The sequence below is a fragment of the Pseudomonas siliginis genome (genome assembly GCF_019145195.1).
GTDB classification, from domain to species: Bacteria; Pseudomonadota; Gammaproteobacteria; order Pseudomonadales; family Pseudomonadaceae; genus Aquipseudomonas; species Aquipseudomonas siliginis.
In genome coordinates, this window is the sequence record NZ_JAHSTW010000002.1 from 639148 (window position 1) to 665285 (window position 26138).

Below are 26138 nucleotides of genomic sequence, written 5' to 3' on the forward strand. Positions count from 1 at the left end.
TGCTCTGCTGCCCCTTCAAACTCAAGATTTCAATGCTTCGGCAAGTTTCGCGATTTTTCCGCGAATCGAGCCATCGATAACCAGGTCGCCGGCGCGGATCACGACACCACCAATCAAGGCAGCGTCCTCCGCAACTTGCAGGCGCACTTCCCGGTTGAGTCGTGCACTGAGAACCTTGGCGAGTTTGTCTTGCTGTTCTTGGTTCAATGCAAATGCACTGGTTACTTCAACGTCTACCGATTTCTCTTGTTCGGCCTTGTACAGGTCGAACAGAGCGGCGATCTCCGGCAGAAGCAGGAGACGGTCGTTCTCGGCAACGACGTTGATGAAATTGCGTGCCTTTTCATCAAACTTGTCGCCGCACACGTCAATGAACGTGGCGGCCTTTTCTGCGCTCGTCAGTCGCGGGGCCTTGAGCACGCGCTGCAGGGTGTCGTCTTGCGACACCGCTGCTGCCAGGCCGAGCATGGCTGACCAATTGGCCAGTTGCTGGTGGGCCTGAGCGTGCTCGAAGGCCGCCTTAGCGTAAGGTCGGGCCAACGTGGTCAGTTCTGCCATGATCGCCCTCGCTTAGATTTCAGCAGCCAGTTGGTTAACCAGCTCTGCGTGCGCGTTTTGATCGATTGTGGCACCCAGGATCTTCTCGGCGCCGCCAACAGCCAGCAAGCCCACTTGGGCACGCAGCTTGTCTTTGACGCTGTTCAGTTCCTGTTCGATCTCGGCTTGAGCCTGAACCTTCACACGGTCAGCGTCGATACGGGCTTTTTCAACAGCCTCTTCGACGATCTGGTTACCGCGTTTCTTGGCTTGCTCGATGATTTCAGCTGCCTGAGCTTTCGCTTCGCGCAGTTGCTGACCCGCTTTCTCTTGGGCCAACTCCAGGTCACGAGCTGCACGGCTGGCAGCGTCCAGACCATCAGCGATCTTCTTTTGACGTTCGTGCAGAGCAGCGATGACCGGAGGCCATACATACTTCATGCAGAACAGTACAAAAATCAGGAACGCAACGGACTGGCCAATCAGGGTCGCATTAATGTTCACGCCAACACCTCGCAGTTACGTTGTCCATCACACCAAATTACCCGGAAGATCCGAGTAATCAGCCAGCGATCTGACCAACGAACGGGTTCGCAAAGGTGAAGAACAGAGCGATACCAACACCGATCATGGTTACGGCGTCGAGCAGACCGGCAACGATGAACATTTTTACTTGCAGCATTGGAACCATTTCTGGCTGACGCGCTGCGCCTTCCAGGAACTTGCCGCCCAGCAGGCCGAAACCAATTGCGGTACCCAGTGCGCCCAGGCCGATCAACAGTGCAACAGCGATAGCGGTTAGACCAACTACAGTTTCCATCTTTCCTCCCGACTTTTACGTCGTATGGTTTAGGTTTTTTAGATTAAAGCGGTAAAACAAATCGTTTCAGCTGCCCCGCAAGGAGCTCCCTCCCGTTTGACCGGGAGGAACATCAGACTAGTCGAGACTGGTCTTAATGGTTTTCTTCGTGCGCCATCGACAGGTAGACGATGGTCAGCATCATGAAGATGAACGCCTGCAGGGTGATGATCAGGATGTGGAATACAGCCCACGCCCACTGCAGAACTACGCCCAGGCCGCTGAGCCAGAGCAGGCCGCTGCCGAACATCACAGCGATCAGAATGAACACCAGCTCGCCGGCATACATGTTGCCGAACAGACGCAGAGCCAGAGAGATCGGCTTGGCGATCAGGGTGACGAATTCCAGCAGGAAGTTCACCGGGATCAGCAGGGCCTGAACGAAGATGTTCTTGCTGCCGAACGGGTGCAGGGTCAGTTCGCCGATGAAGCCGCCGATGCCCTTGACCTTGATGCTGTAGAAAATGATCAGTGCGAACACCGAGAACGCCATGCCCAGGGTCGCGTTCGGGTCGGTGGTCGACACGGCGCGGAACGGGATGTGTGCATCGCCGGAGATCAGGATGGCCAGCTGAGGAATCCAGTCGACCGGTACCAGGTCGACGGCGTTCATCAGGAACACCCAGACGAAGATGGTCAGCGCCAGCGGTGCAATCACCGGGCTACGGCCATGGAAGCTGTCTTTCACGCTGCCATCGACGAATTCGACCAATACTTCAACGAAGTTCTGCAAGGCACCCGGCTGACCCGAAGTCGCTTTCTTTGCCGCCATGCGGAAAAGAAGAACGAAGATCAGACCCAGCGCGACCGACCAGCCGAGGGTATCAACGTGGAAAGCCCAGAAGCCCATTTCCTTGGCCTCTGCTGCGGTGTGGGCAAAGCCCCAGCCGCCGTTGGGTAGCTGACCGAAAGTCAGGTTCTGCAAGTGGTGCTGGATATAGCCCGAAGCGGTTGTCTCTGCCATGGTTGCCTCAAACGCCCTAAGGTCTCGAAAGTCTTGTTCTCATCAGCAGGGGAGCGAACCAGCTGACCGACTGCGTCAGCACGAACACGCCGAATACTGCGATCGGCGCCAGTGGCTTCACACCTGCGAACACCAGTGCAAACAGCACTGCCGTCAAAATAAGTTTGCCTGCCTCGCCGGCATAAAAAGACCGGACGATGGACTGGGCTGCTCGGGCGCCGGAAAACCGAAATGCCCTGTGAGCGAAATAAACATTGGGCAGCAAGGCTATCAGGCCTCCGCAAAGTCCCGAGTATCCGGCAACGACTCCATGCCATTGCCAGAGCGCCAAAGCGGCAATGAGCAGAATGACAAATTGAGCCATCAACACCGGAAAAACCGCCAGGCGATGGAAAGGCAAGCGGTTTGGCGTGCGGGTTTCCATCACAGTTGCTCTCCAATGGTCGGCTGCCGAAATTCAATAACTTGGCATAATTTGTGCCGACAAAATGCGCGCAGAGTATAGGGGCGGTTCTGCCCCTATTCAACTGTCAGGTAGTGATTTCCGACTGCGCGCTACATGAGGAAATGTTTCAGCGGATGTGTGCGAGCACACCTTGAAGCTCGTCGAGCGAGTTATAACCAATCACCAATTGCCCTTTGCCCTTCTTGCCATGGCGAATCTGCACCGCAGAGCCTAGGCGCTCGGCCAGGCGCTGCTCGAGGCGAGCGATGTCCGGATCGGGTTTGGCAGCTTCCACAGGCTCCGGTTTGCCACTCAACCACTGGCGAACCAGTGCCTCGGTTTGGCGCACAGTCAGCCCTCGTGCGACAACATGTCGCGCCCCTTCGACCTGCTGATTGTCCGGCAGACCGAGCAAGGCACGCGCGTGACCCATTTCCAGGTCACCGTGCGACAGCATTGTCTTGATCACTTCAGGCAGTGCAATAAGTCGCAACAGGTTAGCCACAGTCACCCGCGACTTACCCACAGCCTCGGCAACCTGTTGCTGAGTCAGCTGGAATTCCTGCTGCAAGCGCTGCAAGGCGACGGCTTCTTCGATCGGGTTGAGATCTTCGCGCTGGATGTTCTCGATCAGCGCAATCGCAATGGCGGTTTCATCCGGCACATCGCGAACCATCGCCGGGATGGTTTCCTGCCCGGCCTGCTGACTAGCGCGCCAGCGGCGTTCACCGGCAATGATCTCGAAGCGACCGCCGCCAATCGGGCGCACCACGATCGGCTGCATCACGCCTTGGGCCTTGATCGACTGCGCCAGCTCTTCCAGGGCCTGCGGGTCCATGTCACGGCGCGGCTGATATTTGCCACGCTGCAGCAGGTCCAGCGGCAGGTGTTGCAGTTCGCGGGTGTCAGCCTGCGCGGCTTGTTCTTCCAGCGCGCTGACCGTCGGACCACTCAGCAGTGCATCCAGTCCACGTCCGAGACCTCGTTTCTTGACGGCCATGGGGATTCCTTAAGTTGGCTGAGCAGCAGCAATGCGTGAATTTTTGCGCTGACGGCGAACCATCTCGCCTGCCAGAGCCAGATAGGCCAGGGCACCACGCGATTGCTTGTCGTAAGCCAGCGCCGGCATGCCGTAGCTTGGCGCTTCGGCCAGACGAATGTTGCGCGGGATCACCGTGTCGTAAAGCTGATCGCCGAAGTGTTCCTTGAGCTGCGCCGAGACATCGTTCATCAGGCTCAGGCGCGGGTCGTACATGGTGCGCAGCAGGCCTTCGACTTTCAGGTTCGGGTTGAGCAGCTCGGCGATGCGCTTGATGTTATCCACAAGGTCGCTCAAACCTTCCAGCGCAAAGTATTCGCACTGCATGGGGATAATCACCCCGTCAGCGGCGACCAGTGCGTTGAGTGTGAGCATCGACAGCGACGGTGGGCAGTCGATCAAAATGTAATCGTAGTTGTCACGGATCGGCGCCAGCGCGCTGCGCAGACGGCTTTCCTTCATCTGCATTTCCAGCAGCACCACTTCGGCCGCGGTCAGATCGCGGTTGGCCGGCAGCAATTGATAACCGCCGTGCTCGGAGAAGTGCATGGCCTGACCCAGGTCGCATTCACCGATCAGCAGATCGTAGACCGAGTTTTCCAGACCATGTTTATCCACACCGCTACCCATGGTGGCGTTGCCCTGTGGATCGAGATCGATCAACAGCACCCGGCGCTTGGTCGCGACCAGGGATGCTGCGAGGTTGATGCAGGTGGTGGTTTTGCCCACACCACCCTTCTGGTTCGCTATCGCGAATACCTTAGCCATTCTTGCTTGTGTTCCCAATCATGCCGTGCGGCGCAGTATCAGCAGATGGCGTTGGCCTTGGCAACCGGGGACGGCCAGGGCGTGTTCGCTATCGAGTTTGAAATCTGCCGGCAATGCTACCAGCTCATCGGCCGGATGAACGCCCTTCATTGCCAGCCAGCGTGTATCGGCATCGCCGAGGTGACGCGTCCAGTTGGTGAAATTTTCCATGCTGCTGAACGCCCGGGAAATGATCCCATTGAAAGGCTGTGCAGGCTGGAATGCTTCGACGCGACTGTGGATAACTTGCAGGTTATCCAGCTTCAGTTCGAGTTTGACCTGAGTCAGGAAGCGGGTCTTCTTGCCGTTGCTGTCCAGACAGGTCACTTGCGAGTCCGGGTACAGTATCGCCAGCGGGATACCAGGCATGCCACCGCCACTGCCGACATCGAGCCAGCGACCGTTTTCGATAAACGACATCACGCTGAGACTATCGAGCAAGTGCCGCGAAACCATTTCGTCTGGATCGCGCACAGCGGTCAAGTTGTAGGCCTGGTTCCATTTGATCAACAAGGCCAGATATCCCAGCAGCAATTCGTGCTGAGTTTCTGTGAGATTGACACCGAGCTCGCGGGCTCCTGTGGATAACTCTTCGGCGTGTTGCGAAGTGACCTTGGCACTCAAGCGCTTTGCTCCAACTGACGGCCCGCGCCGCGTTTTTTCAAATGAATCATCAACAGCGAAATCGCTGCCGGGGTCACGCCCGGGATCCGCGAAGCCTGGCCCAGCGTTTCAGGACGTGTGGCGCCGAGCTTGCTCTGGATCTCCTTGGACAGACCGGAGATGTTGGTGTAATCGATATCCACAGGCAATTTCGTGTCTTCGCTGGCGCGCAGACGGGCGATTTCGTCCTGTTGACGGTCGATGTAACCGGCGTACTTGGTCTTGATCTCAACCTGCTCGGCGACCTGTGGATCTTCGGCGCCCTGCCCGGTCACTTCGACCAGACCGGCGTAGTCGATTTCCGGACGGCTCAACAGGTTGAGCAGGTTGTACTCGTGAGTCAGCGGCGTGCCGAACTTGTCAGCAATAGCATCGCCCTGCGGGGTATTCGGCCTTACCCAGGTGCTTTTCAGGCGCTGTTCTTCAAGCTCGATGCTTTCGCGTTTCTTGCAGAAGGCCGCCCAGCGCACGTCATCGACCAGACCGAGCTCGCGACCTTTTTCGGTAAGACGCAGGTCGGCGTTGTCTTCGCGCAGAATCAGGCGGTACTCGGCGCGGGACGTGAACATACGGTACGGCTCTTGGGTACCGAGGGTGATCAGGTCGTCGACCAGAACGCCGATGTACGCTTCATCGCGGCGCGGACACCAGGCCTCTTTCCCCTTGGCCCGCAGCGCGGCGTTGGCGCCAGCGAGCAGACCTTGAGCGCCAGCTTCTTCGTAACCGGTGGTGCCATTGATCTGCCCAGCGAAGAACAGACCGCCGATGACTTTGGTTTCCAGGCTGTACTTCAGATCGCGGGGATCGAAGTAGTCGTACTCGATCGCATAACCCGGACGCACGATGTGCGCGTTTTCCATACCGCGGATCGACTGCACGATCTGCAATTGGACGTCGAACGGCAGGCTTGTGGATATCCCGTTCGGATACAGCTCATGGGTGGTCAGACCTTCGGGTTCGATGAACACCTGATGGCTTTCCTTGTCGGCAAAGCGATGAATCTTGTCTTCGATCGACGGGCAATAACGCGGGCCGACGCCCTCGATCTCCCCGGCAGCGGAATACATCGGCGAACGATCAAGGTTCGCCGCGATGATTTCGTGGGTACGGGCATTGGTATGGGTAATCCAGCAACTGACCTGGCGCGGATGCTGCTCCTTGCTGCCCATGAACGACATCACCGGGATCGGAGTGTCACCCGGCTGCTCGGTCATCACCGAGAAATCCACAGATTTGCCATCAATACGCGGCGGTGTACCGGTTTTCAGGCGCCCGACACGCAATGGCAACTCACGCAGACGGTGGGCCAGAGCAATCGACGGTGGATCACCGGCGCGACCGCCAGAGAAATTCTGCAAACCAATGTGGATAAGTCCACCGAGGAATGTACCGGTGGTCAACACCACGGAATCGGCGAAGAAACGCAGACCCATCTGTGTGACGACACCACGGACTTGCTCCTGCTCGACGATCAGGTCGTCAGCAGCCTGTTGAAATATCCACAGGTTTGGCTGGTTTTCCAGGATTTCGCGGACAGCGGCCTTATAGAGAATTCGGTCGGCTTGCGCACGGGTCGCCCGTACGGCGGGACCTTTGCGGCTGTTCAACACGCGAAACTGGATGCCGCCCTTATCGGTAGCCATGGCCATCGCGCCGCCGAGGGCATCGATTTCCTTGACCAGATGGCTTTTGCCGATGCCACCGATGGCCGGGTTGCAACTCATGGCGCCGAGGGTTTCCACGTTATGCGTCAGCAACAGGGTTTTTGCCCCCATGCGTGCTGACGCCAGTGCTGCCTCGGTACCGGCATGACCGCCGCCGATGACGATCACTTCAAAACGGGAAGGGAAATCCACCACGCACCTCGTGCCTGCTTAAGTAGGTCATTCAGGAATTAGTTGAGCTCAGGTTTCTGGACCTGGTCGGCAAGTATAGGGACTTCGCCCTTTCTAAAGAACCCTTTGCACAAAATTTAACCAGCTGTGGAGAACTCGAGGTTAAAAGAATAAAAAAAAGAGAAATTTATAAAACCTTTGTTTTTATGTTTATTCTTACTGAACCACATTTCTGTGGATAGATCGCTACAGGCCTTGTTTTACAGAGTGTACAGAGGTTCAAAACTCTGTGTTCATGTGGCAATGAGGCCATTGGATAACCGGTGTAAGCCTGTGGATGAATGGGGTGGTTATCCACAGCGTGGCTTATCTCCAGTTTTGAGGCCCTGTTATCAACTGCCCTCAGTGGCAGTTATTCACAGGGCTTAATCCACAGAAATTTGATGGAGGAAGAGGTATCGGGCAGCCGAAAACCGCTCAGGGAGAAAAAATCTGCCCGGCACTCTTGGAGGATTTTAGAAAAGAGGGAAGCAGACAGGTCGCGAACGGACCTGTCTGTGAATAGCAGGAGGGTTATTTGCCGATGCAGAAGCTGGAGAAAATCCTTCCGAGCAAATCATCAGAGCTGAACGCCCCGGTAATTTCACCCAGGGAATGCTGAGCCTGGCGCAAATCCTCGGCGAGCAACTCGCCAGCGCCCGCCAGGGTCAGTTGCGCGCGGCCATGTTCCAATGCCGCGCTGGCGTGGCGCAGTGCCTCCAGATGCCTGCGACGTGCGCTGAAGCTGCTCTCCGAGGTCTGCTCGTAACCCATGCACGCCTTGAGGTGGTCCCGCAGCAGATCGAGGCCTTCGGCGGACTTGGCGCTGAGACTGATGGTCACGTGGCCGTCATCACTGGTTTCCAGAGAAACCGCTTCACCGGTCAGATCGGACTTGTTACGGATCAGGGTGACTTTCGCCGGATCCGGTCGAGACTCAAGGAATTCTGGCCACAAGGCAAAAGGATCCAGTGCCTCTGGTGCTGTCGAATCGACCACCAGCAAAACCCGATCCGCTTCACCGATGGCCTTCAAAGCCCGTTCCACGCCGATTTTTTCCACATGATCATCCGTGTTCCGCAGGCCTGCCGTATCGACAACATGTAAGGGCATGCCGTCGATGTGGATATGTTCGCGCAGGATATCCCGCGTGGTGCCGGCAATCTCGGTGACGATGGCGGCTTCGCGACCGGCCAATGCATTCAACAGGCTGGATTTACCAGCATTCGGCCGCCCAGCGATGACGACGGTCATGCCATCACGCAATAACGCGCCCTGCCCTGCTTCGCGCAGCACTGTGGATAACTCATCGCGTACTTTGTCGAGCATGCTCAATACATGGCCGTCGGCGAGAAAGTCGATTTCCTCTTCCGGGAAGTCGATGGCGGCTTCAACGTAGATACGCAAACCGATCAGTTGCTCGGTCAGGTTATGCACACGCTGGGAAAACGCACCCTGCAATGAACGCAGCGCATTGCGCGCAGCCTGTGCAGAACTGGCTTCGATCAAATCGGCGATTGCCTCGGCCTGGGCCAGATCGAGTTTGTCATTGAGGAAGGCGCGCTCGCTGAATTCACCTGGACGGGCCAGACGGCAGCCCAGTTCCAGACAACGCTTGAGCAACATGTCCAGAACGATCGGGCCGCCATGGCCCTGCAATTCCAAGACGTCTTCGCCGGTAAACGAGTTCGGACCCGGAAAATACAAAGCCAGGCCTTCGTCCAGCACCTGCTGGTCGTCACTGAAAAACGGTCCGTAATGGGCGTAACGCGGTTTCAGCTCTCGGCCGCTGATGGCTTTTGCCGCCACGCTGGCCAACGGCCCGGAAATACGGACGATGCCCACACCGCCGCGCCCTTGAGCAGTGGCGACAGCGGCGATGGTTTCACGGGGTGTGCTCATAAAGCGGCATCCAGACAAAAGTGGCAGATAGCAAAACGCCCCACTAGGGGGCGCTTTGAGTGGTGTTATCCACAGTGCAAGTTACGCCTCGGCTTTTTTCGTCGCCGCTTCGATCTTACGCGTGATGTACCACTGTTGTGCAATCGACAGGCAGTTGTTCACAACCCAGTACAGCACCAGACCCGCCGGGAACCACAGGAAGAAGAAGGTGAAGATGATTGGCATCATTTTCATGACCTTCGCCTGCATCGGATCCGGAGGCGTCGGGTTCAGCTGCTGCTGGATGAACATGGTTGCGCCCATGATGATCGGCAGAATGAAGAACGGATCCTTGATCGACAGGTCAGTGATCCACAGCATGAACGGCGCCTGACGCATTTCCACGCTTTCCAGCAGAACCCAGTACAGCGACAGGAAGACCGGCATCTGCACGAGGATCGGCAAGCAGCCGCCCAGTGGATTGATCTTCTCTTTCTTGTACAGCTCCATCATGGCTTGCGACATTTTCTGCCGGTCATCGCCATGTTGCTCTTTCAGCGCAGCCAGTTTCGGAGCCACGGCACGCATGCGCGCCATCGATTTGTAGCTGGCGGCCGACAGCGGGAAGAAAATCCCTTTGATCAGCATGGTCAGGAAGATGATCGACCAGCCCCAGTTACCGACAATGGCGTGGATGTGTTGCAGCAGCCAGAAGATCGGCTGGGCAATGAACCACAGAATGCCGTAGTCGACGGTCAGTTCCAGACCTGGGGACAACTCTTTCAGCACAGCCTGGCTTTTCGGACCGGCGTACAGCACAGCGCTGGTTTCAACTTTTGCACCTGGAGCAGCGGTCAGAGTAGGACCGGTGTAACCGATGATGTAGTTGCCTTTGCTGTCTTTACGGGTCTGGACGATATTGTTTTCGCCCTTGGCCGGAATCCACGCGGTCACGAAGTAGTGCTGCAGCCAGGCTACCCAACCACCGGTGACGGTTTCCTTGAGCTGCGCCTTGTCCATGTCCTTCATCGACACTTTCTTGTACGGCTCGGAACTTGTCCACAGGGCAGCGCCCAGGTAAGTCGCGGTGCCAGTAGCAGTGGTCGACGAAGGATCAGCGCTGGCATCGCGCTTCAACTGGGCAAACATTGCGCCGTTCCAGGGCTGAGCGCTCTGGTTATCCACAATGTAGGAGACAGCGACGTCGTACAGGCCACGTTTCATGGTGAAACGCTTGATGTAGTTGACGCCGTCCTTGCTGAATTTCAGGTCAACGACGAGTTGATCCTGACCGTCAGCCAGTTGGTAAACCTTCTTCTCCGAGGAATAAACCGGACGACCGGCCGGGTTTGCATCCGGGCCGTTGGTACCGATCAGACCGCTTTGCGCCAGATATACACGTTCGCCGCCGTTATCGAACAGCTGGAACGGAACGTCAGGACGATCCTGACGACGTGGATACAAAGGCAGAGTCAGTTGCGCAACGTCGCCACCCTGTGGATCGATCGCCAGATCGAGCACATCGGTCTTGACCTGAATCAGATCCTTGCTGGCGGCGACCGGCGTTTCGGCAGGTGCGCTGGTATCGCTGGCGGCGCGCGGAATATCGTCACTGGCAGCATTTGTGCCAGTGGCGGTGTCCGGCAAACCGGATGTAGTCGTACTGGAAGCAACATTCTGAGTCGGCAGGGCAGCCTGGCCATAATCCTGGTTCCATTTAAGAACCATGACGTAGGACACGATTGCCAGGGCGACGATCAGGATCGTGCGTTTGATATCCATGATTACTCGGCCATCGAAGAAGAACGGGAGGTAGGGACAGGTGGAACCGGGTCATAACCACCGGGATTCCACGGATGACAGCGACCTAAACGACGAAAGGTCAGCCAGCCACCGCGCAGAAGGCCATGATTTTCAATGGCTTCATACGCGTAGCAGGAACAACTGGGGTAGAAGCGACAGTGGCTGGCCATTAAAGGACTAATGGCATAGCGATAAAACTGGATCGGAACGAGGGCCAGTTTACGCATCGGTACTGTCTACCCCTACAGTTTCGGTTTTGACTGCCGGAACGGGCTTGTTGCGTGCCAGACGCTTCCAGAGTTTGCCGAAATGCTGAATCAATTCGGGGTTTTCTACATCACCCAAACCTTTGCGCGCGACGATAACGATGTCCCAGCCGACCAGTGAATCCTGGTGCAGACGGAACGATTCGCGCATCAGACGTTTGAGGCGATTGCGCTCAACGGAGAGCTTTACGCTCTTTTTCCCGATAACCAGCCCGAGACGGGGGTGATCAAGATCGTTGTTGCGTGCAAGGAGCAGGAGATTTTTCCCCGGAACCTTGCCGGTAGGGGAGTCAAAGACTGCCTTGAAATGCCGGGGGGTAAGCAGACGCTTTTCCCGACTGAAGTCCTGACTCACCTCCAGTACCGGATTATCAAACTGCCAGACGCGCACGACCTTTGGCGCGACGACGCGACAGGACTGCGCGGCCGTTCTTGGTAGCCATGCGAGCACGGAAACCGTGGGTACGAGCGCGTTTGATAGTGCTTGGTTGGAAAGTACGTTTCATGTCGTGTTACCTGGTTCGTCCACAACGGGCCGGAATGGCCCCCGTTTTAAGAGACCGGGGATTCTAGAGAAAGCAAGCCTTCAGGTCAATTTCCAACCAGCGTTTCCTTATAAATAGATCCGGGCAGGGTTTAAGCTCGAAAGCCTGTCAGCCAGATATAGAAATAAAGAAGGGAATTATTTAAAGCTTTTCTGTAAAGCTTGTAAAAGCTAGACACGCCATCTTCTGTGGATAACTTCTATCAGGCCTTATTTTGTGTGGTGTACAGAGAATGACAACTACAGTGGAAAACAGTGTTCAGCCTGTGCTGCGCTATCGGATAAGCTGTGCGTGAAATGGCCTGTTATCCACAGGCTGGTTATCCACCGGGTTTAGCCCCCAGTTGTCCAGTGCCCTCAGAGGCGTTTATCCACAGGGCTTATTCACATGCCGTTGGTCGCCTTTTAATGCGTTAACGCGTTGATAAATGATGGTGACGAACCTACCTGCATGTGGATAAGTGAATCGCTCGCCGCTACAATGGCCGCTTGTTTTTGCCTCACCGGCTTTCAACTTAGGGGATATCCGTGTCAGTGGAACTTTGGCAGCAGTGCGTGGAGCTTTTGCGCGAAGAGCTGCCTGCCCAACAATTCAACACCTGGATCCGTCCACTACAGGTCGAAGCCGAAGGCGACGAGTTGCGCGTCTACGCACCGAATCGTTTCGTGTTGGACTGGGTCAACGAAAAGTACCTGGGCCGCGTTCTTGAACTGCTGGATGAGCACGGCAATGGCTCGACGCCGGCGCTGTCCTTGTTAATAGGCAGCAAACGCAGCTCGGCACCTCGCGCTGCACCCAATGCGCCACTGGCGGCCGCGCAGGTTGCTCAGGCGCAGGCCAATAATGTGCCAGCGAGCAACCCGGCACCGGCGCCCGCGCCTGCTCCGGCCAAACGTTCCACACAGAAGGCCGCTGAAGTCAGCGAAGAACCTTCCCGCGACAGCTTCGATCCGATGGCCGGCGCTGCTTCGCAGCAGGCCCCGGTTCGCGCAGAGCAGCGCACCGTGCAGGTAGAAGGTGCGCTCAAGCACACCAGTTACCTGAATCGCACGTTCACCTTCGAAAACTTCGTTGAAGGTAAATCCAACCAGCTCGCCCGTGCGGCGGCCTGGCAGGTGGCGGACAATCCCAAGCACGGTTACAACCCGCTGTTCCTTTATGGTGGTGTCGGCCTGGGTAAAACCCACTTGATGCACGCGGTGGGCAACCATCTATTAAAGAAGAATCCGAATGCCAAGGTCGTGTACCTGCATTCCGAGCGCTTCGTGGCCGACATGGTCAAGGCGTTGCAACTGAACGCCATCAACGAATTCAAGCGTTTCTACCGTTCGGTGGATGCCTTGCTGATCGACGATATTCAGTTCTTCGCCCGCAAGGAGCGTTCCCAGGAAGAGTTTTTCCACACCTTCAACGCGCTGCTTGAAGGTGGTCAGCAGGTCATTCTCACCAGTGACCGCTACCCGAAAGAAATCGAAGGCCTTGAAGAACGCCTCAAATCCCGCTTCGGCTGGGGCCTGACCGTTGCGGTCGAGCCGCCTGAGCTGGAAACCCGCGTGGCGATCCTGATGAAGAAGGCCGATCAGGCCAAAGTCGAGTTGCCCCATGACGCCGCGTTCTTCATCGCCCAGCGCATCCGCTCCAACGTTCGTGAGCTGGAAGGCGCGCTGAAACGTGTGATCGCTCACTCGCACTTCATGGGCCGCGACATCACCATCGAGCTGATTCGCGAATCCCTGAAAGACTTGCTGGCGTTGCAGGACAAACTTGTTTCTGTGGATAACATTCAGCGCACCGTCGCCGAGTATTACAAGATCAAGATTTCCGACCTGCTGTCCAAGCGCCGTTCGCGCTCGGTGGCTCGTCCGCGTCAGGTGGCCATGGCGTTGTCCAAGGAACTGACCAACCACAGCCTGCCGGAAATCGGCGATGTGTTTGGCGGCCGCGACCACACCACCGTGCTGCACGCCTGCCGCAAGATCAACGAACTTAAGGAATCCGACGCGGACATCCGCGAGGACTACAAGAACCTGCTGCGTACACTGACCACTTGATGAACACCAGCGCAGCTTATTAAGGCAAGGGACTAGACCATGCATTTCACCATTCAACGCGAAGCCCTGTTGAAACCCCTGCAACTGGTCGCAGGCGTCGTCGAGCGCCGACAGACCTTGCCGGTACTGTCCAACGTGCTGTTGGTCGTCGAAGGCCAGCAACTGTCGCTGACCGGCACCGACCTGGAAGTCGAGCTGGTCGGTCGTGTGCAACTCGAAGAGCCGGCCGAAACGGGCTCCATCACCGTGCCCGCGCGCAAGCTGATGGATATCTGCAAGAGCCTGCCCAACGACGCGCTGATCGACATCAAGGTCGACGAGCAGAAACTGGTGGTAAAGGCCGGTCGTAGCCGCTTCACCCTGTCGACCCTGCCGGCCAACGACTTCCCGACTGTTGAAGAAGGCCCGGGCTCGCTGACGTGCAGCCTGGAGCAGAGCAAACTCCGTCGCTTGATCGAACGCACTAGCTTCGCCATGGCCCAGCAGGACGTGCGTTACTATCTCAACGGCATGCTGCTGGAAGTTTCCGCTGGTGTGATCCGCGCCGTGGCCACCGACGGTCACCGTCTGGCAATGTGCTCGATGCAGGCCGATATCGGTCAGCCGGATCGTCATCAGGTGATCGTGCCGCGCAAAGGTATTCTCGAACTGGCGCGTCTGCTCACCGAGCCGGATGGCAATGTCAGCATCGTCCTCGGCCAGCATCACATCCGCGCCACCACGGGCGAGTTCACTTTCACCTCGAAACTGGTCGACGGTAAATTCCCGGATTACGAGCGCGTGCTGCCGAAAGGTGGTGACAAGCTGGTACTCGGCGATCGTCAGGCGTTGCGTGAAGCGTTCAGCCGTACCGCGATTCTGTCCAACGAGAAGTACCGCGGTATCCGTCTGCAACTGGCCAGCGGTCAGTTGAAGATCCAGGCCAACAACCCGGAGCAGGAAGAAGCGGAAGAAGAAGTGGGCGTTGAATACAACGGCGGCTCGCTGGAGATCGGCTTCAACGTCAGCTACCTGCTCGACGTGCTGGGCGTGATGACCACCGAGCAGGTTCGCCTGATCCTGTCCGACTCCAACAGCAGTGCGCTGGTGCAAGAGTCCGACAATGACGATTCGGCTTACGTTGTCATGCCGATGCGTCTGTAATCAGCTGATCCTGAATGTCGTTAAGTCGTGTTTCGGTCACCGCGGTGCGCAATCTGCACCCGGTGACCTTCTCCCCTTCCCCCCGCATCAACATTCTTTACGGCGCCAACGGCAGCGGCAAAACCAGTGTTCTGGAAGCCATTCATCTGCTGGGGCTTGCCCGTTCGTTTCGCAGCACGCGGCTGTTGCCTGTGATTCAGTACGAACAGCTCGCCTGTACCGTTTTTGGTCAGGTAGAACTGGCTGAAGGCGGACACAGTGCGCTGGGGATTTCCCGCGACCGTCAGGGCGAGTTCCAGATTCGCATCGACGGCCAGAACGCCCGTAGCGCTGCGCAGTTGGCGGAGATCCTGCCTTTGCAGTTGATCAACCCGGACAGCTTCCGTCTGCTGGAAGGCGCGCCGAAGATTCGCCGGCAGTTTCTCGACTGGGGCGTGTTCCACGTCGAACCGCGTTTCATGGCCACCTGGCAGCGTTTGCAGAAGGCGCTGCGCCAGAGAAACTCCTGGCTGCGGCATGGTACACTTGACGCCGTTTCGCAAGCGGTTTGGGACAGGGAACTGTGCCAGGCCAGCGCTGAAATTGATGAATACCGCCGCGCTTACATCACAGCCTTGAAACCGGTCTTCGAACAGACCTTGAGCGAACTGGTTGAGCTCGAGGGTTTGACGCTCAGCTATTACCGAGGCTGGGACAAGGACCGCGAATTGAGCGCCGTACTCGCCGGTTCCGTGCAACGGGACCAGCAGATGGGGCACACCCAGGCCGGACCGCAACGAGCTGATTTGCGTCTCAGATTGGGCGCACACAATGCCGCGGACATCCTGTCCCGGGGTCAGCAGAAGCTTGTGGTCTGTGCACTACGGATTGCCCAAGGGCACCTGGTCAGCCAGGCCCGTCGCGGACAGTGTATTTATCTGGTGGATGACTTGCCGTCCGAGCTGGACGAGAGCCACCGTCGCGCGCTGTGCCGCTTGCTGGAAGACTTACGCTGCCAGGTGTTCATCACCTGTGTAGATCACGAATTACTGAGGGAAGGCTGGCAGACGGAAACGCCAGTCGCTTTGTTCCACGTGGAACAGGGCCGTATCACCCAGACCCACGACCATCGGGAGTGAAGGCATTGAGCGAAGAAAATACGTACGACTCAACGAGCATTAAAGTGCTGAAAGGCCTGGATGCCGTACGCAAACGTCCCGGTATGTACATTGGTGACACCGACGATGGCAGCGGTCTGCACCACATGGTGTTCGAGGTGGTCGACAACTCGATCGACGAAGCCCTCGCCGGCCATTGCGACGACATCAGCATCATCATCCACCCGGACGAATCCATCACCGTTAAAGACAACGGTCGTGGCATCCCGGTAGACGTGCATAAAGAGGAAGGCGTTTCTGCCGCTGAGGTCATCATGACCGTCCTCCACGCTGGCGGTAAGTTCGACGACAACTCCTACAAGGTTTCCGGCGGTCTGCACGGTGTGGGTGTGTCGGTAGTGAACGCACTGTCCGAAGAACTGGTCCTGACTGTTCGCCGCAGTGGCAAGATCTGGGAACAGACCTACGTCCACGGTGTGCCTCAGGCACCGATGGCCATCGTTGGCGACAGCGAAACCACCGGCACCCAGATCCACTTCAAGGCTTCCAGCGAAACCTTCAAGAACATTCACTTCAGCTGGGACATCCTCGCCAAGCGCATTCGTGAACTGTCCTTCCTCAACTCCGGTGTCGGCATCGTCCTCAAGGACGAGCGCAGCGGCAAGGAAGAGCTGTTCAAGTACGAAGGTGGCCTGCGTGCGTTCGTTGAATACCTGAACACCAACAAGACTGCGGTCAATCAGGTGTTCCACTTCAACATCCAGCGTGAAGACGGCATCGGCGTGGAAATCGCCCTGCAGTGGAACGACAGCTTCAACGAGAACCTGTTGTGCTTCACCAACAACATTCCGCAGCGCGACGGCGGCACCCACCTGGTGGGCTTCCGCTCGGCACTGACGCGTAACCTGAACAACTACATCGAGCAGGAAGGTCTGGCGAAGAAGCACAAAGTCGCCACCACCGGTGACGATGCCCGTGAAGGCCTGACCGCAATCATCTCGGTGAAAGTGCCGGATCCGAAGTTCAGCTCGCAGACCAAAGACAAGCTGGTGTCTTCCGAAGTGAAGACCGCGGTCGAGCAGGAGATGGGCAAGTACTTCTCCGACTTCCTCCTGGAAAACCCGAACGAAGCCAAGCTGGTGGTCGGCAAGATGATCGACGCCGCCCGTGCCCGTGAAGCCGCACGCAAGGCCCGTGAGATGACCCGCCGCAAAGGCGCGCTGGACATCGCCGGCCTGCCGGGCAAACTCGCTGACTGCCAGGAGAAAGACCCGGCGCTGTCCGAACTGTACTTGGTGGAGGGTGACTCCGCGGGCGGTTCTGCCAAGCAGGGACGTAACCGCAAGACCCAGGCGATCCTGCCGTTGAAGGGCAAGATCCTCAACGTCGAGAAAGCCCGTTTCGACAAGATGATCTCGTCCCAGGAAGTGGGCACGCTGATCACCGCGCTGGGCTGCGGCATCGGTCGCGAAGAGTACAACATCGACAAGTTGCGCTATCACAACATCATCATCATGACCGATGCTGACGTCGACGGTTCGCACATCCGCACCCTGCTGCTGACCTTCTTCTTCCGTCAGCTGCCGGAGCTGATCGAGCGTGGCTACATCTACATCGCCCAGCCACCGCTGTACAAGGTCAAGAAAGGCAAGCAAGAGCAATACATCAAAGACGACGACGCCATGGAAGAGTACATGACGCAGTCGGCCCTGGAAGATGCAAGCCTGCACCTGAACGAAGAAGCCCCGGGCATTTCCGGTGAAGCGCTGGAACGTCTGGTCAACGACTTCCGCATGGTCATGAAGACCCTCAAGCGTCTGTCGCGCCTGTACCCACAGGAGCTGACCGAGCACTTCATCTACCTGCCGGCCGTCAGCCTCGAAACCCTTGGCGACCACGCAGCAATGCAAGAGTGGCTGGCCCAGTACGAAGTTCGCCTGCGTACCAACGAGAAGTCTGGCCTGGTTTACAAGGCCAGCCTGCGCGAAGATCGTGAACGTGGCGTCTGGCTGCCAGAGGTCGAACTGATCTCCCACGGCCTGTCGAACTACGTCACCTTCAACCGCGACTTCTTCGGCAGCAACGACTACAAAACCGTGGTCACTCTGGGCGCGCAACTGAGCACCCTGCTCGACGAAGGCGCGTACATCCAGCGTGGCGAGCGCAAGAAAGCCGTTACCGAGTTCAAGGAAGCCCTCGACTGGCTCATGGCCGAAAGCACCAAGCGCCACACCATCCAGCGCTACAAAGGTCTGGGCGAAATGAACCCTGATCAGCTGTGGGAAACCACCATGGACCCAAGCGTGCGCCGCATGCTGAAAGTCACCATCGAAGACGCCATCGGTGCAGACCAGATCTTCAACACCCTGATGGGTGATGCGGTCGAACCTCGCCGAGACTTCATCGAGAGCAACGCATTGGCGGTTTCCAACCTGGATTTCTGATCCAGATTGCTACTCGCTCATGAACAACCCCGGCCAATGCCGGGGTTTTTTTGCCTCAGTCATTCCCAGTGCCGACGCTCTCCAACCGATACCCATACCCATAAATTGTCAGCAACTGCCAACCCCGATCCGCTGTCAGCCCGAGCTTGTTGCGTAATCGGTAGATATGCGTATCCAGTGGCCGCGAAGAGGTTGTCTCCTCGTTCGGCCAGAAGCGCTCGTACAGGTAATCACGCGACAATGGCCGCCCCAGGTTACTGAACAGGCAGCGCGCCAAGCGGTATTCGCGTTCGGTCATGAGGATCGGTTTGCCTTCACGGGTGACGGTCAGTTCGGCGTCGTCGAAAGTCAGATCGTGAAACGTCTGTATTTCGCCCGCCGCGCTGCGCGGTTGGCTATGCCGACGCAATACCGCAGCCACCCTCGCCTTCAACTCATTGGGGCGAAACGGCTTACTGACATAATCGTCAGCCCCGGCATTCAAGGCTTGAACGATATCGCTCTCGCCATCGCGGCTGGTGAGCATGATTGCAGCGGGTGGCGCGTCCATGTGTTCGCGGGTCCAGCGCAGCAGTGCCAGACCCGTGAGATCAGGAAGTTGCCAATCGAGAATCAACAGGTCGAAGGTTTCCCGGCGCAGCTGGCGCAACAAGTCTTCGCCGCGCTCGAAGCTGTGCAGTGACCACGGCTGTTCGCCAGCTTCGGCCATTTGCTCCAGGGTTTGCTCGACCCGGCGCAGTTCGGCGGGTTCATCGTCCAGAATGGCAACGCGCATCGGCGGTGTTCCTTGTCGCTGGGGCTGGGATGTCGACAATAGCGACTCCCCGGCCGCGATGAAAGAAGCAGCCCGTCGGTGGTCGACGTCCGCTATGATTCTTCGGGTCTACGCCTCCGACCCGAGACCTATGAAACCCTATCCACTGCCCTGCCCTTTGCCTCATGCGTAGCCCTCAACGCCGACGTGAAAGTCGTGAGCCGAGCCAGGTCCAGCGTCTGTTCCGGCGGCTGGTGCGCGAGTGGTTGTGGATAAGTCTAGTGCTGTTGCCGCTGACTGCCTTGTTGTCTTATCGCGCCCAGATCAATCTGCACAATCCGTCGCCAGCGCCCGGCGCGCTGTTGTCCGTGGCGATGGTCGCGGGTGTGCTGGGATTATTGCTGTGGCGGCCGCGTTGGGCGCTGTGGGTAACCTTGGTCGGTATGGCCTGTGCGCTGATCGCCAGCGCCCTCCTGGCCGAAGTCCGCTACTGGTGGTCGCCAACGCCAGCAGCCTTGGGGATGTTGTTCGGTTACCTGATCTGGAACTGGCGACGCCTGAGTGTTGTGCTGACCTACTTCGGCTGGGAGCTGGCACGTCTGGACAGCGAACCGAAAGTCTTCCCTGAACGTCGGCGGACCCGCTTCACCGGTGCCGACCGTTTGCAGGGCCAGATCATGGCGCTCGAACAAGCCATGAGCCGCACCCGCGACACCCGGCGGTTCATTGCCGATGGCCTGGAATACCTGCCGGTGGCGACGCTGATCAGTGATCCGCTGGGCAAGATTCTGCTGGGCAATCGCAAGGCGCGCGAGTTGTTCGAGGATCCGCTGGTGGGCGATGACGTACTCGAGCAACTGGCACGGCTCGGCTATCCGGAATTATCCACAACGCCGCGACCGCCGCTGGCCACGCTGCCGCTGCTGGAATTTCGCGATCACAAGGAACGCAGTCTGCGCCTGGAAAGAGCGGCGCTGCTGCCGGTCGACGGCGATACGCCGATCGGTTGGCTGCTCAGCCTGACGGACTTGAGTGCCGAGCGTGCGGCCGAGGAGCAGCGCGGCGTCCTGCTGCGTTTTCTTTCCCACGACCTGCGCGCCCCCCATTCGGCGATCCTCGCCCTGCTGGATGTGCATCGTCATCAGGCGGGTGCTGATGCGCCGCTGTTCGAGCAGATTGAGCGTCAGGTGCGCCGCGCGCTGGATCTGACCGATGGTTTTGTCTTGTTGGCGCGCGCTGAATCCGAAACCTACCAGTTCCGCCCGACATTGTTCGCCATGCTGGTACTGGATGTGCTCGATCAGGCGTTGCCGATCGCCCAGCAGAAACGCATCGAGCTGCTCAACGAGGTCGATGAGCAATGCCAGGAGCGGCTGATTCTGGCCGATCAGGGATTGCTGACGCGCGCCCTGTTCAACCTGCTGGAAAACGCGATCAAGTACAGCCCGGCAGACAGCACGGTGCAACTGACGGTCAGCTGTGATGGGCAGTGGCTGCGCTGCGAATTGACCGATCAGGGCAAGGGCATTGCCGCCGATGAATTGCCTGACCTGTTCAGCCAGTATCGGCGTTTCTCTTCGGCCCAGGGCATCGACGGCGTGGGCTTGGGTTTGTCGATGGTCAAAGCCGTGATTGATCATCATGGCGGTACGATTGAGTGTCGTAGCGTGGTCGATGCGGGAACCACTTTCCTTATCGAGTTGCCGCTGCTTGCTGAATGAAAAAGGGGCATAAAAAAACCGGCTATAACGGCCGGTTTTTTTACATCCGAATAAAACTTATGCACGGATTTTGTTCAATTCATAGATTTATAAATATCTATCAAAATCAATAAGTTAGATAATAATTGTGGGCTTTTTAAGCGAAAGCGTACACAGGTTATCCACAAAATTCAGACAGCCAGCTGGTCACTCGCGGCCGGTGCCTGTGGCGCCGGTGGCAGCGAACCCATTTCACGCTGGGTCTTCTCGTTCCACGCCTGCACACGGTCATTCAGATCAGCGATGGCGCGCGGCCCGCTGCCTTCGGCATACATCGGTTCGCCAATGACCACGGTGATCACTCCGGCCTGTTTGCCCCAGCCGATTTTTGGCCAGAATTTGCCGGCATTGTGTGCAATCGGCAGCACCGGAAGCGCCGCATTCACTGCCAATGCGCTGCCACTGCGGGAGAATTTTCCGACAGTGCCGTAGGGGACTCGTGTGCCTTCGGGGAAGATCAGCACCCAGACGTTGTCCTTGAGCAGCTCGTCGCCTTTGGCCGCGACTTGTTTGAGCGCGGCCTTCGGGTTGTCGCGGTCGATGGCGATCGGGCGCAGCATGGCCATGGCCCAGCCGAAGAACGGCACGTAGAGCAATTCGCGCTTGAGCACTTGGCTCAATGGCGAGAAATAAGCGGAGAGAAAGAAGGTCTCCCAAGTGCTCTGGTGGTTCGATTGAATCACGCAGGGCCGGTCAGGCACGTTTTCCGCACCTTTGATTTCGTAGCGGATGCCAAGGAAAACCTTGGTCAGCCACAGGGCGCAACGGCACCAGTACACATTGATGAAACGATAGCGCGCCTTGAAGGACAGAAACGGCGCGATGAAAAAGCTCAGACTGCACCACAGCAACGCTGTTGTGCCCAGCAGCAGATAAAAAACAAAGATTCTGAAGGCCCGCAGTATCGACATGGCGACGGTTACCGTTACGGGGCAATGCCCCGACTGTTCAAGCGCACTCCCGAGCAATCCCTGGCCAGGAAATTCAGAAGTACTCTAGTTGTGGATAAGTTCTGCGGCAATCGCCGCCAGATCGTCAAAAATCAGAGTGCCAACCGGCAGGGTTTTGCCCTGAGTCTTTTCGCCTTTCCCGGTCTTCACCAAAACTGGCTGTGAATCGACGGCTTTGGCGGCCTCCAGGTCACCAAGGCTGTCGCCGACGAACCAGACGTTGGTCAACGGCACCGTGTAATGCTCGGCAATGGCTTTCAGCATTCCCGGTTTCGGTTTGCGGCAATCGCAACCTTCGTCCGGGCCGTGCGGGCAATACACGATCAGACCGACTTCGCCGCCCTGCGCCGCGACCAGCTCGCGCAGGCGCGCGTGCATGGCCTCGAGGGTGGCGAGGTCGTAGTAGCCGCGAGCAATGCCCGACTGGTTGGTGGCCACCGCCACCGTCCAGCCGGCCTTGCTCAACTGCGCAATCGCTTCGATCGAGCCGGGCAGCGGAATCCACTCCTCCACCGACTTGATGTAGGCATCGGAGTCGTAATTGATCACGCCGTCACGATCGAGAATCAGCAGTTTCAACAGCAATCCCTCAACCCAGCAGCGAAATGTCGGCAACACCGAGGAACAGGCCACGCAGGCGCGCCAGCAGCGCGTAGCGGTTGGCCCGCACATTGGCGTCGTCGGCATTGACCATCACCGCGTCGAAGAACGCGTCGACCGGCTCGCGAAGTGCTGCCAGGCGTGCCAGCGATTCGTTGTACTGACGCGCTGCGGCCATTGGCTGCACGGCCTGATCCGCTTGCTGGATCGCCGAGTACAGCGAGAACTCGTTGGCGTTGTCGAAATACTTGGCTTCGACCACGGTCGGTACCGAGCCTTCGACTTTGCTCAACAGGTTCGACACGCGCTTGTTCACCGCCGCCAGCGCTGCCGCTTCCGGCAGTTTGCGGAAGGCCTGAACCGCTTGCACACGCTGGTCGAAGTCCAGCGCCGAACCCGGCTTCAATGCACGTACCGACAGGTAGGTGGCGACGTCGACGCCTTCGTCTTCATAACGCGCACGCAGGCGGTCGAAGATGAATTCCAGCACGGCATCGTTTAGGCCGGCAGCCTTGACCTTGCCGCCGAATGCATTCACCGCGAAAGCCACGGCGTCGTTCAGGTCCAGGTCCAGTTGTTTCTCGATCAGGATACGCAGCACGCCCAGTGCCGCACGGCGCAGGGCATACGGGTCTTTGCTGCCGGTTGGCAGCATGCCGATACCGAAGATGCCGACCAGAGTGTCGAGCTTGTCGGCGATGGCGACGGCTGCACCGGTCAGGGTCGCCGGCAATTCAGCCCCGGCACCGCGTGGCATGTATTGCTCGTTCAGCGCCAGCGCAACGTCCTGTGGCTCGCCGTCATTGAGGGCGTAGTAGTAACCGGCGACACCTTGCATCTCCGGGAACTCGCCAACCATTTCGGTGGCCAGGTCGCACTTCGACAGCAGGCCCGCGCGGGCAGCCCACGACGCGTTGCCGCCGATACGTGCGGCGATGTACGCGGCCAGTTTGGAAACGCGCTCGGCCTTGTCGTAGACGCTGCCGAGTTTTTCCTGGAACACCACGTTCTGCAGGCGCAGGTTGAAGTCTTCGAGCTTCTGCTTCTTGTCCTGCTTGAAGAAGAACTCGGCGTCGGTCAGGCGTGGGCGAACCACTTTCTCGTTACCGGCGATGATCTGCTGCGGGTCTTTGCTTTCGATGTTGGCCACGGTAATGAAACGTGGCAGCAACTTGCCGTCGGCATCCAGCAGGCAGAAGTACTTCTGGTTGTCCTGCATGGTGGTGATCAGCGCTTCCTGCGGCACGTCGAGGAAGCGTTCTTCAAACGAGCACACCAGTGGCACCGGCCATTCGACCAGTGCGGTCACTTCGTCGAGCAGCGCCGGTGGCACGATCGCCGTGCCTTCCTGACGGGTGGCCAGCTCTTCGGTACGCTTGCTGATGATCTCGCGACGCTCGTTGGCATCGGCCAATACATACGCGGCCCGCAGGTCGGCGAGGTAGCTCGACGGCGAACCGATGCGCACGCTCTCCGGATGATGGAAGCGGTGACCACGGGATTCACGGCCAGCCTTCTGTGCGAGGATCGTGCAATCGATGACCTGGTCACCGAGCAGCATCACCAGCCACTGCGTCGGACGCACGAATTCTTCCTTGCGCGCACCCCAACGCATGCGTTTCGGAATCGGCAGGTCGTTCAGCGAATCTTCGACGATGGTCGGCAGCAGGCTCGCGGTCGGCTTGCCGGCGATGTTCTGGCTGTAGCGCAGTTTCGGACCGCTCTGGTCGATTTCGCTCAGCTCGACGCCGCACTTCTTGGCGAAGCCCAGGGCGGCCTGAGTCGGATTGCCATCAGCGTCGAACGCGGCCTGACGTGGCGGGCCATCGAGGTTGATGCTGCGATCCGGCTGCTGAGTGGCCAGCGCAGTGATCAGCACGGCCAGACGACGTGGCGCGGCATAAACGGTTTTGCTTTCGTAGCTCAGGCCGGCGGCTTGCAGGCCCTTGTCGATACCGGCGAGGAACGCATCAGCCAAAGTGTTCAGGGCTTTGGGTGGCAGTTCTTCGGTGCCCAGTTCAACCAGAAAATCTTGCGCACTCATTGTGCAGCCTCCAGCTTGGCCAGTACTTCGTCACGCAGGTCCGGGGTCGCCATCGGGAAGCCCAGCTTGGCGCGGGCCAGCAGATAGGCTTGCGCAACGGAACGCGCCAGGGTGCGTACGCGCAGAATGTATTGCTGACGCGCGGTTACCGAGATCGCCCGGCGCGCATCCAGCAGGTTGAAGGTGTGCGACGCCTTCAGCACCATTTCGTAGCTCGGCAACGGCAGCGGCTGGTCGAGTTCGATCAGGCGCTTGGCTTCGCTTTCATAGAAGTCGAACAGCTCGAACAGTTTGTCGACGTTGGCGTGTTCGAAGTTGTAGGTGGACTGCTCCACTTCGTTCTGGTGGAACACATCGCCATAGGTGACTTTGCCGAACGGGCCGTCAGCCCAGACCAGGTCGTAGACCGAATCGACGCCTTGCAGGTACATCGCCAGACGCTCGAGACCGTAGGTGATCTCGCCGGTCACCGGGTAGCACTCGATGCCGCCCGCTTGCTGGAAGTAGGTGAACTGGGTGACTTCCATGCCGTTGAGCCAGACTTCCCAGCCCAGACCCCAGGCGCCGAGGGTCGGCGATTCCCAGTTGTCTTCGACGAAGCGGATGTCGTGCACCAGCGGGTCGAGGCCGACATGCTTGAGCGAGCCCAGGTACAGTTCCTGGAAGTTGTCCGGGTTCGGCTTCAGGACTACCTGGAACTGGTAGTAGTGCTGCAGACGGTTCGGGTTTTCGCCGTAACGGCCGTCAGTCGGACGGCGGCTTGGCTGCACGTACGCGGCGTTCCAGGTTTCCGGGCCGATGGCGCGCAGGAAGGTCGCGGTGTGGAAAGTGCCGGCGCCTACTTCCATATCGTAGGGCTGAAGTACCACGCAACCTTGCTCGGCCCAGTATTGCTGGAGCGCGAGGATCAAGTCTTGGAAGGTACGCACGGCTGGCGTAGGCTGGCTCACGAAATTCACCTGTTTCTTGGGCTGCGATTTAAAGAGCGGGAGTATACCCGATTCGTTGCTGCGCACGCCCCCTGGAGCCTTATGCCACGCTGCTTTTGGTGTACCGAAGATCCGCTGTACATGGCTTATCACGATCAGGAGTGGGGCACGCCGCTGCGCGATGCGCAGGGTTTGTTCGAGTTGCTTTTGCTCGAAGGGTTCCAGGCCGGGTTGTCGTGGATCACGGTGTTGCGCAAACGTGAGCGCTATCGCGAGGTGCTGTTCGGCTTCGATGTGCAGCGCGTGGCGCAGATGAGTGACGCCGAGATCGACGAACTGATGCTCGACCCGGGCATCATCCGCAATCGCCTGAAACTCAACGCTGCGCGGCGCAATGCCCAGGCGTGGCTGGCGCTGGAGGATCCGGTGGCGTTGCTCTGGTCATTCGTAGGCGACCAACCGATCATCAATCATTTCAAGGATCGCAGCGAAGTCCCGGCGATCACCCCGGAAGCGCTGGCGATGAGCAAGGCGCTGAAAAAGGCCGGCTTCACCTTCGTCGGTCCGACCATTTGCTACGCGCTGATGCAGGCCTCGGGCATGGTCATGGACCACACCCAGGATTGCGACCGCTACGCGCAGCTTGCCAACGCCGGTTAGAATGCCCGCCTCGCGCACAGCAC

The 26138-nt window shown here is 58.3% G+C and carries 25 protein-coding genes; 6 read left to right on the forward strand and 19 right to left on the reverse strand.

The features are described from left to right. Nucleotides 1–21: 21 nt before the first annotated feature. The 14 genes from KVG87_RS06745 to rpmH form a co-directional block, all read right to left on the reverse strand. Nucleotides 22–558, reverse strand: coding sequence for a F0F1 ATP synthase subunit delta (locus KVG87_RS06745; RefSeq protein WP_016772404.1), 537 nt, complete (start codon nt 556–558; stop codon nt 22–24). A 12-nt stretch (nt 559–570) separates the two neighbouring features. Then, nucleotides 571–1041, reverse strand: a complete 471-nt coding sequence (locus KVG87_RS06750) for a F0F1 ATP synthase subunit B (protein WP_016772403.1) — start codon at nt 1039–1041, stop codon at nt 571–573. Nucleotides 1042–1099: 58 nt separating this feature from the next. Next, nucleotides 1100–1357 carry a F0F1 ATP synthase subunit C gene (atpE, locus tag KVG87_RS06755; RefSeq protein ID WP_003097235.1) on the reverse strand — a complete coding sequence of 86 codons (258 nt, stop codon included), beginning with the start codon at nt 1355–1357 and terminating at the stop codon, nt 1100–1102. A 133-nt stretch (nt 1358–1490) separates the two neighbouring features. Then, nucleotides 1491–2360: a F0F1 ATP synthase subunit A gene (gene atpB, locus KVG87_RS06760; RefSeq protein ID WP_016772402.1), complete on the reverse strand. Its 870-nt coding sequence runs from the start codon at nt 2358–2360 to the stop codon at nt 1491–1493. A gap of 16 nt (nt 2361–2376) precedes the next feature. After that, nucleotides 2377–2784 (reverse strand): F0F1 ATP synthase subunit I, encoded by a 408-nt coding sequence (locus KVG87_RS06765; RefSeq protein ID WP_016772401.1) that lies wholly within the window; start codon nt 2782–2784, stop codon nt 2377–2379. A 148-nt stretch (nt 2785–2932) separates the two neighbouring features. Beyond that, a complete protein-coding gene (locus tag KVG87_RS06770; protein ID WP_007960777.1) occupies nt 2933–3805 on the reverse strand; it encodes a ParB/RepB/Spo0J family partition protein in 873 nt (290 codons plus the stop codon). Nucleotides 3806–3814: 9 nt separating this feature from the next. Beyond that, the gene (locus KVG87_RS06775) at nt 3815–4612 is read right to left on the reverse strand and encodes a ParA family protein (protein ID WP_016772400.1); all 798 of its coding nucleotides are present in this window, start codon (nt 4610–4612) and stop codon (nt 3815–3817) included. Nucleotides 4613–4630: 18 nt separating this feature from the next. Further along, entirely contained in the window at nt 4631–5275 is a 645-nt protein-coding gene (gene rsmG / locus KVG87_RS06780; RefSeq protein ID WP_016772399.1) for a 16S rRNA (guanine(527)-N(7))-methyltransferase RsmG, read from the reverse strand. Next, a complete protein-coding gene (gene mnmG, locus KVG87_RS06785) occupies nt 5272–7170 on the reverse strand; it encodes a tRNA uridine-5-carboxymethylaminomethyl(34) synthesis enzyme MnmG (RefSeq protein ID WP_071173914.1) in 1899 nt (632 codons plus the stop codon). The genes rsmG and mnmG overlap by 4 nt, the downstream gene beginning before the upstream one ends. Before the next feature lie 552 nt (nt 7171–7722). Further along, the gene (gene mnmE / locus KVG87_RS06790) at nt 7723–9090 is read right to left on the reverse strand and encodes a tRNA uridine-5-carboxymethylaminomethyl(34) synthesis GTPase MnmE (RefSeq protein WP_076564729.1); all 1368 of its coding nucleotides are present in this window, start codon (nt 9088–9090) and stop codon (nt 7723–7725) included. Between the two features lie 81 nt (nt 9091–9171). Further along, entirely contained in the window at nt 9172–10851 is a 1680-nt protein-coding gene (gene yidC, locus KVG87_RS06795) for a membrane protein insertase YidC (protein WP_041476523.1), read from the reverse strand. 2 nt (nt 10852–10853) lie between these two features. Further along, a complete protein-coding gene (gene yidD, locus KVG87_RS06800; protein ID WP_027901580.1) occupies nt 10854–11099 on the reverse strand; it encodes a membrane protein insertion efficiency factor YidD in 246 nt (81 codons plus the stop codon). Beyond that, nucleotides 11092–11493 (reverse strand): ribonuclease P protein component, encoded by a 402-nt coding sequence (rnpA, locus tag KVG87_RS06805; protein ID WP_024014946.1) that lies wholly within the window; start codon nt 11491–11493, stop codon nt 11092–11094. Before rnpA ends, yidD begins: the two co-directional genes overlap by 8 nt. 16 nt (nt 11494–11509) lie before the next feature. Beyond that, nucleotides 11510–11644 (reverse strand): 50S ribosomal protein L34, encoded by a 135-nt coding sequence (gene rpmH, locus KVG87_RS06810; RefSeq protein WP_003213577.1) that lies wholly within the window; start codon nt 11642–11644, stop codon nt 11510–11512. A 566-nt stretch (nt 11645–12210) separates the two neighbouring features. Between rpmH and dnaA the strand changes: the two genes are divergently transcribed. The 4 genes from dnaA to gyrB are packed head-to-tail and all read left to right on the forward strand — an operon-like array spanning nt 12211 to nt 18418. Next, entirely contained in the window at nt 12211–13734 is a 1524-nt protein-coding gene (gene dnaA / locus KVG87_RS06815; RefSeq protein WP_076564731.1) for a chromosomal replication initiator protein DnaA, read from the forward strand. A 39-nt stretch (nt 13735–13773) separates the two neighbouring features. Continuing rightward, nucleotides 13774–14877 (forward strand): DNA polymerase III subunit beta, encoded by a 1104-nt coding sequence (gene dnaN, locus KVG87_RS06820; protein ID WP_016772390.1) that lies wholly within the window; start codon nt 13774–13776, stop codon nt 14875–14877. Nucleotides 14878–14891: 14 nt separating this feature from the next. After that, nucleotides 14892–15995: a DNA replication/repair protein RecF gene (gene recF / locus KVG87_RS06825; RefSeq protein ID WP_016772389.1), complete on the forward strand. Its 1104-nt coding sequence runs from the start codon at nt 14892–14894 to the stop codon at nt 15993–15995. Between the two features lie 5 nt (nt 15996–16000). Next, nucleotides 16001–18418, forward strand: coding sequence for a DNA topoisomerase (ATP-hydrolyzing) subunit B (gene gyrB, locus KVG87_RS06830; protein WP_024014948.1), 2418 nt, complete (start codon nt 16001–16003; stop codon nt 18416–18418). Nucleotides 18419–18473: 55 nt separating this feature from the next. Here the strand turns inward: gyrB and KVG87_RS06835 are convergent, their stop codons facing one another. Then, nucleotides 18474–19193, reverse strand: coding sequence for a response regulator transcription factor (locus KVG87_RS06835; RefSeq protein WP_039757187.1), 720 nt, complete (start codon nt 19191–19193; stop codon nt 18474–18476). Nucleotides 19194–19357: 164 nt separating this feature from the next. Between KVG87_RS06835 and KVG87_RS06840 the strand changes: the two genes are divergently transcribed. Continuing rightward, complete coding sequence (locus tag KVG87_RS06840) at nt 19358–20893, forward strand: sensor histidine kinase (RefSeq protein WP_217849862.1); 1536 nt, start codon at nt 19358–19360, stop codon at nt 20891–20893. A gap of 170 nt (nt 20894–21063) precedes the next feature. On the opposite strand, the gene KVG87_RS06845 is transcribed toward KVG87_RS06840, so the two are convergent. From KVG87_RS06845 to glyQ, 4 genes are all read right to left on the reverse strand, one after another. Further along, nucleotides 21064–21843 carry a lysophospholipid acyltransferase family protein gene (locus tag KVG87_RS06845; protein WP_041476517.1) on the reverse strand — a complete coding sequence of 260 codons (780 nt, stop codon included), beginning with the start codon at nt 21841–21843 and terminating at the stop codon, nt 21064–21066. An 84-nt stretch (nt 21844–21927) separates the two neighbouring features. Beyond that, on the reverse strand, nt 21928–22467 hold the full coding sequence (gene gmhB, locus KVG87_RS06850) for a D-glycero-beta-D-manno-heptose 1,7-bisphosphate 7-phosphatase (RefSeq protein ID WP_172834008.1): 540 nt from the start codon (nt 22465–22467) through the stop codon (nt 21928–21930). A gap of 4 nt (nt 22468–22471) precedes the next feature. After that, on the reverse strand, nt 22472–24526 hold the full coding sequence (glyS, locus tag KVG87_RS06855) for a glycine--tRNA ligase subunit beta (RefSeq protein WP_041476515.1): 2055 nt from the start codon (nt 24524–24526) through the stop codon (nt 22472–22474). Then, nucleotides 24523–25476 (reverse strand): glycine--tRNA ligase subunit alpha, encoded by a 954-nt coding sequence (gene glyQ / locus KVG87_RS06860; RefSeq protein WP_003187265.1) that lies wholly within the window; start codon nt 25474–25476, stop codon nt 24523–24525. Before glyQ ends, glyS begins: the two co-directional genes overlap by 4 nt. Before the next feature lie 81 nt (nt 25477–25557). On the opposite strand from glyQ, the gene KVG87_RS06865 reads away from it, so the two are divergent. Beyond that, on the forward strand, nt 25558–26115 hold the full coding sequence (locus tag KVG87_RS06865; protein ID WP_024014954.1) for a DNA-3-methyladenine glycosylase I: 558 nt from the start codon (nt 25558–25560) through the stop codon (nt 26113–26115). The last annotated feature ends 23 nt before the right edge of the window (nt 26116–26138 follow it).

Excerpts from the sequence above, each read along its gene's own strand:
- KVG87_RS06745 (WP_016772404.1), bottom strand. The coding sequence starts at position 558 with ATGGCAGAACTGACCACGTTGGCCCGACCTTACGCTAAGGCGGCCTTC.
- rpmH (WP_003213577.1), bottom strand. The coding sequence starts at position 11,644 with ATGAAACGTACTTTCCAACCAAGCACTATCAAACGCGCTCGTACCCAC.
- KVG87_RS06845 (WP_041476517.1), bottom strand. The coding sequence starts at position 21,843 with ATGTCGATACTGCGGGCCTTCAGAATCTTTGTTTTTTATCTGCTGCTG.
- KVG87_RS06770 (WP_007960777.1), bottom strand. The coding sequence starts at position 3,805 with ATGGCCGTCAAGAAACGAGGTCTCGGACGTGGACTGGATGCACTGCTG.
- yidD (WP_027901580.1), bottom strand. The coding sequence starts at position 11,099 with ATGCGTAAACTGGCCCTCGTTCCGATCCAGTTTTATCGCTATGCCATT.
- KVG87_RS06865 (WP_024014954.1), top strand. The coding sequence starts at position 25,558 with ATGCCACGCTGCTTTTGGTGTACCGAAGATCCGCTGTACATGGCTTAT.
- KVG87_RS06775 (WP_016772400.1), bottom strand. The coding sequence starts at position 4,612 with ATGGCTAAGGTATTCGCGATAGCGAACCAGAAGGGTGGTGTGGGCAAA.
- dnaN (WP_016772390.1), top strand. The coding sequence starts at position 13,774 with ATGCATTTCACCATTCAACGCGAAGCCCTGTTGAAACCCCTGCAACTG.
- mnmE (WP_076564729.1), bottom strand. The coding sequence starts at position 9,090 with ATGAGCACACCCCGTGAAACCATCGCCGCTGTCGCCACTGCTCAAGGG.
- glyS (WP_041476515.1), bottom strand. The coding sequence starts at position 24,526 with ATGAGTGCGCAAGATTTTCTGGTTGAACTGGGCACCGAAGAACTGCCA.
- recF (WP_016772389.1), top strand. The coding sequence starts at position 14,892 with ATGTCGTTAAGTCGTGTTTCGGTCACCGCGGTGCGCAATCTGCACCCG.
- KVG87_RS06835 (WP_039757187.1), bottom strand. The coding sequence starts at position 19,193 with ATGCGCGTTGCCATTCTGGACGATGAACCCGCCGAACTGCGCCGGGTC.
- atpE (WP_003097235.1), bottom strand. The coding sequence starts at position 1,357 with ATGGAAACTGTAGTTGGTCTAACCGCTATCGCTGTTGCACTGTTGATC.
- KVG87_RS06840 (WP_217849862.1), top strand. The coding sequence starts at position 19,358 with ATGCGTAGCCCTCAACGCCGACGTGAAAGTCGTGAGCCGAGCCAGGTC.
- yidC (WP_041476523.1), bottom strand. The coding sequence starts at position 10,851 with ATGGATATCAAACGCACGATCCTGATCGTCGCCCTGGCAATCGTGTCC.
- KVG87_RS06765 (WP_016772401.1), bottom strand. The coding sequence starts at position 2,784 with ATGGAAACCCGCACGCCAAACCGCTTGCCTTTCCATCGCCTGGCGGTT.
- atpB (WP_016772402.1), bottom strand. The coding sequence starts at position 2,360 with ATGGCAGAGACAACCGCTTCGGGCTATATCCAGCACCACTTGCAGAAC.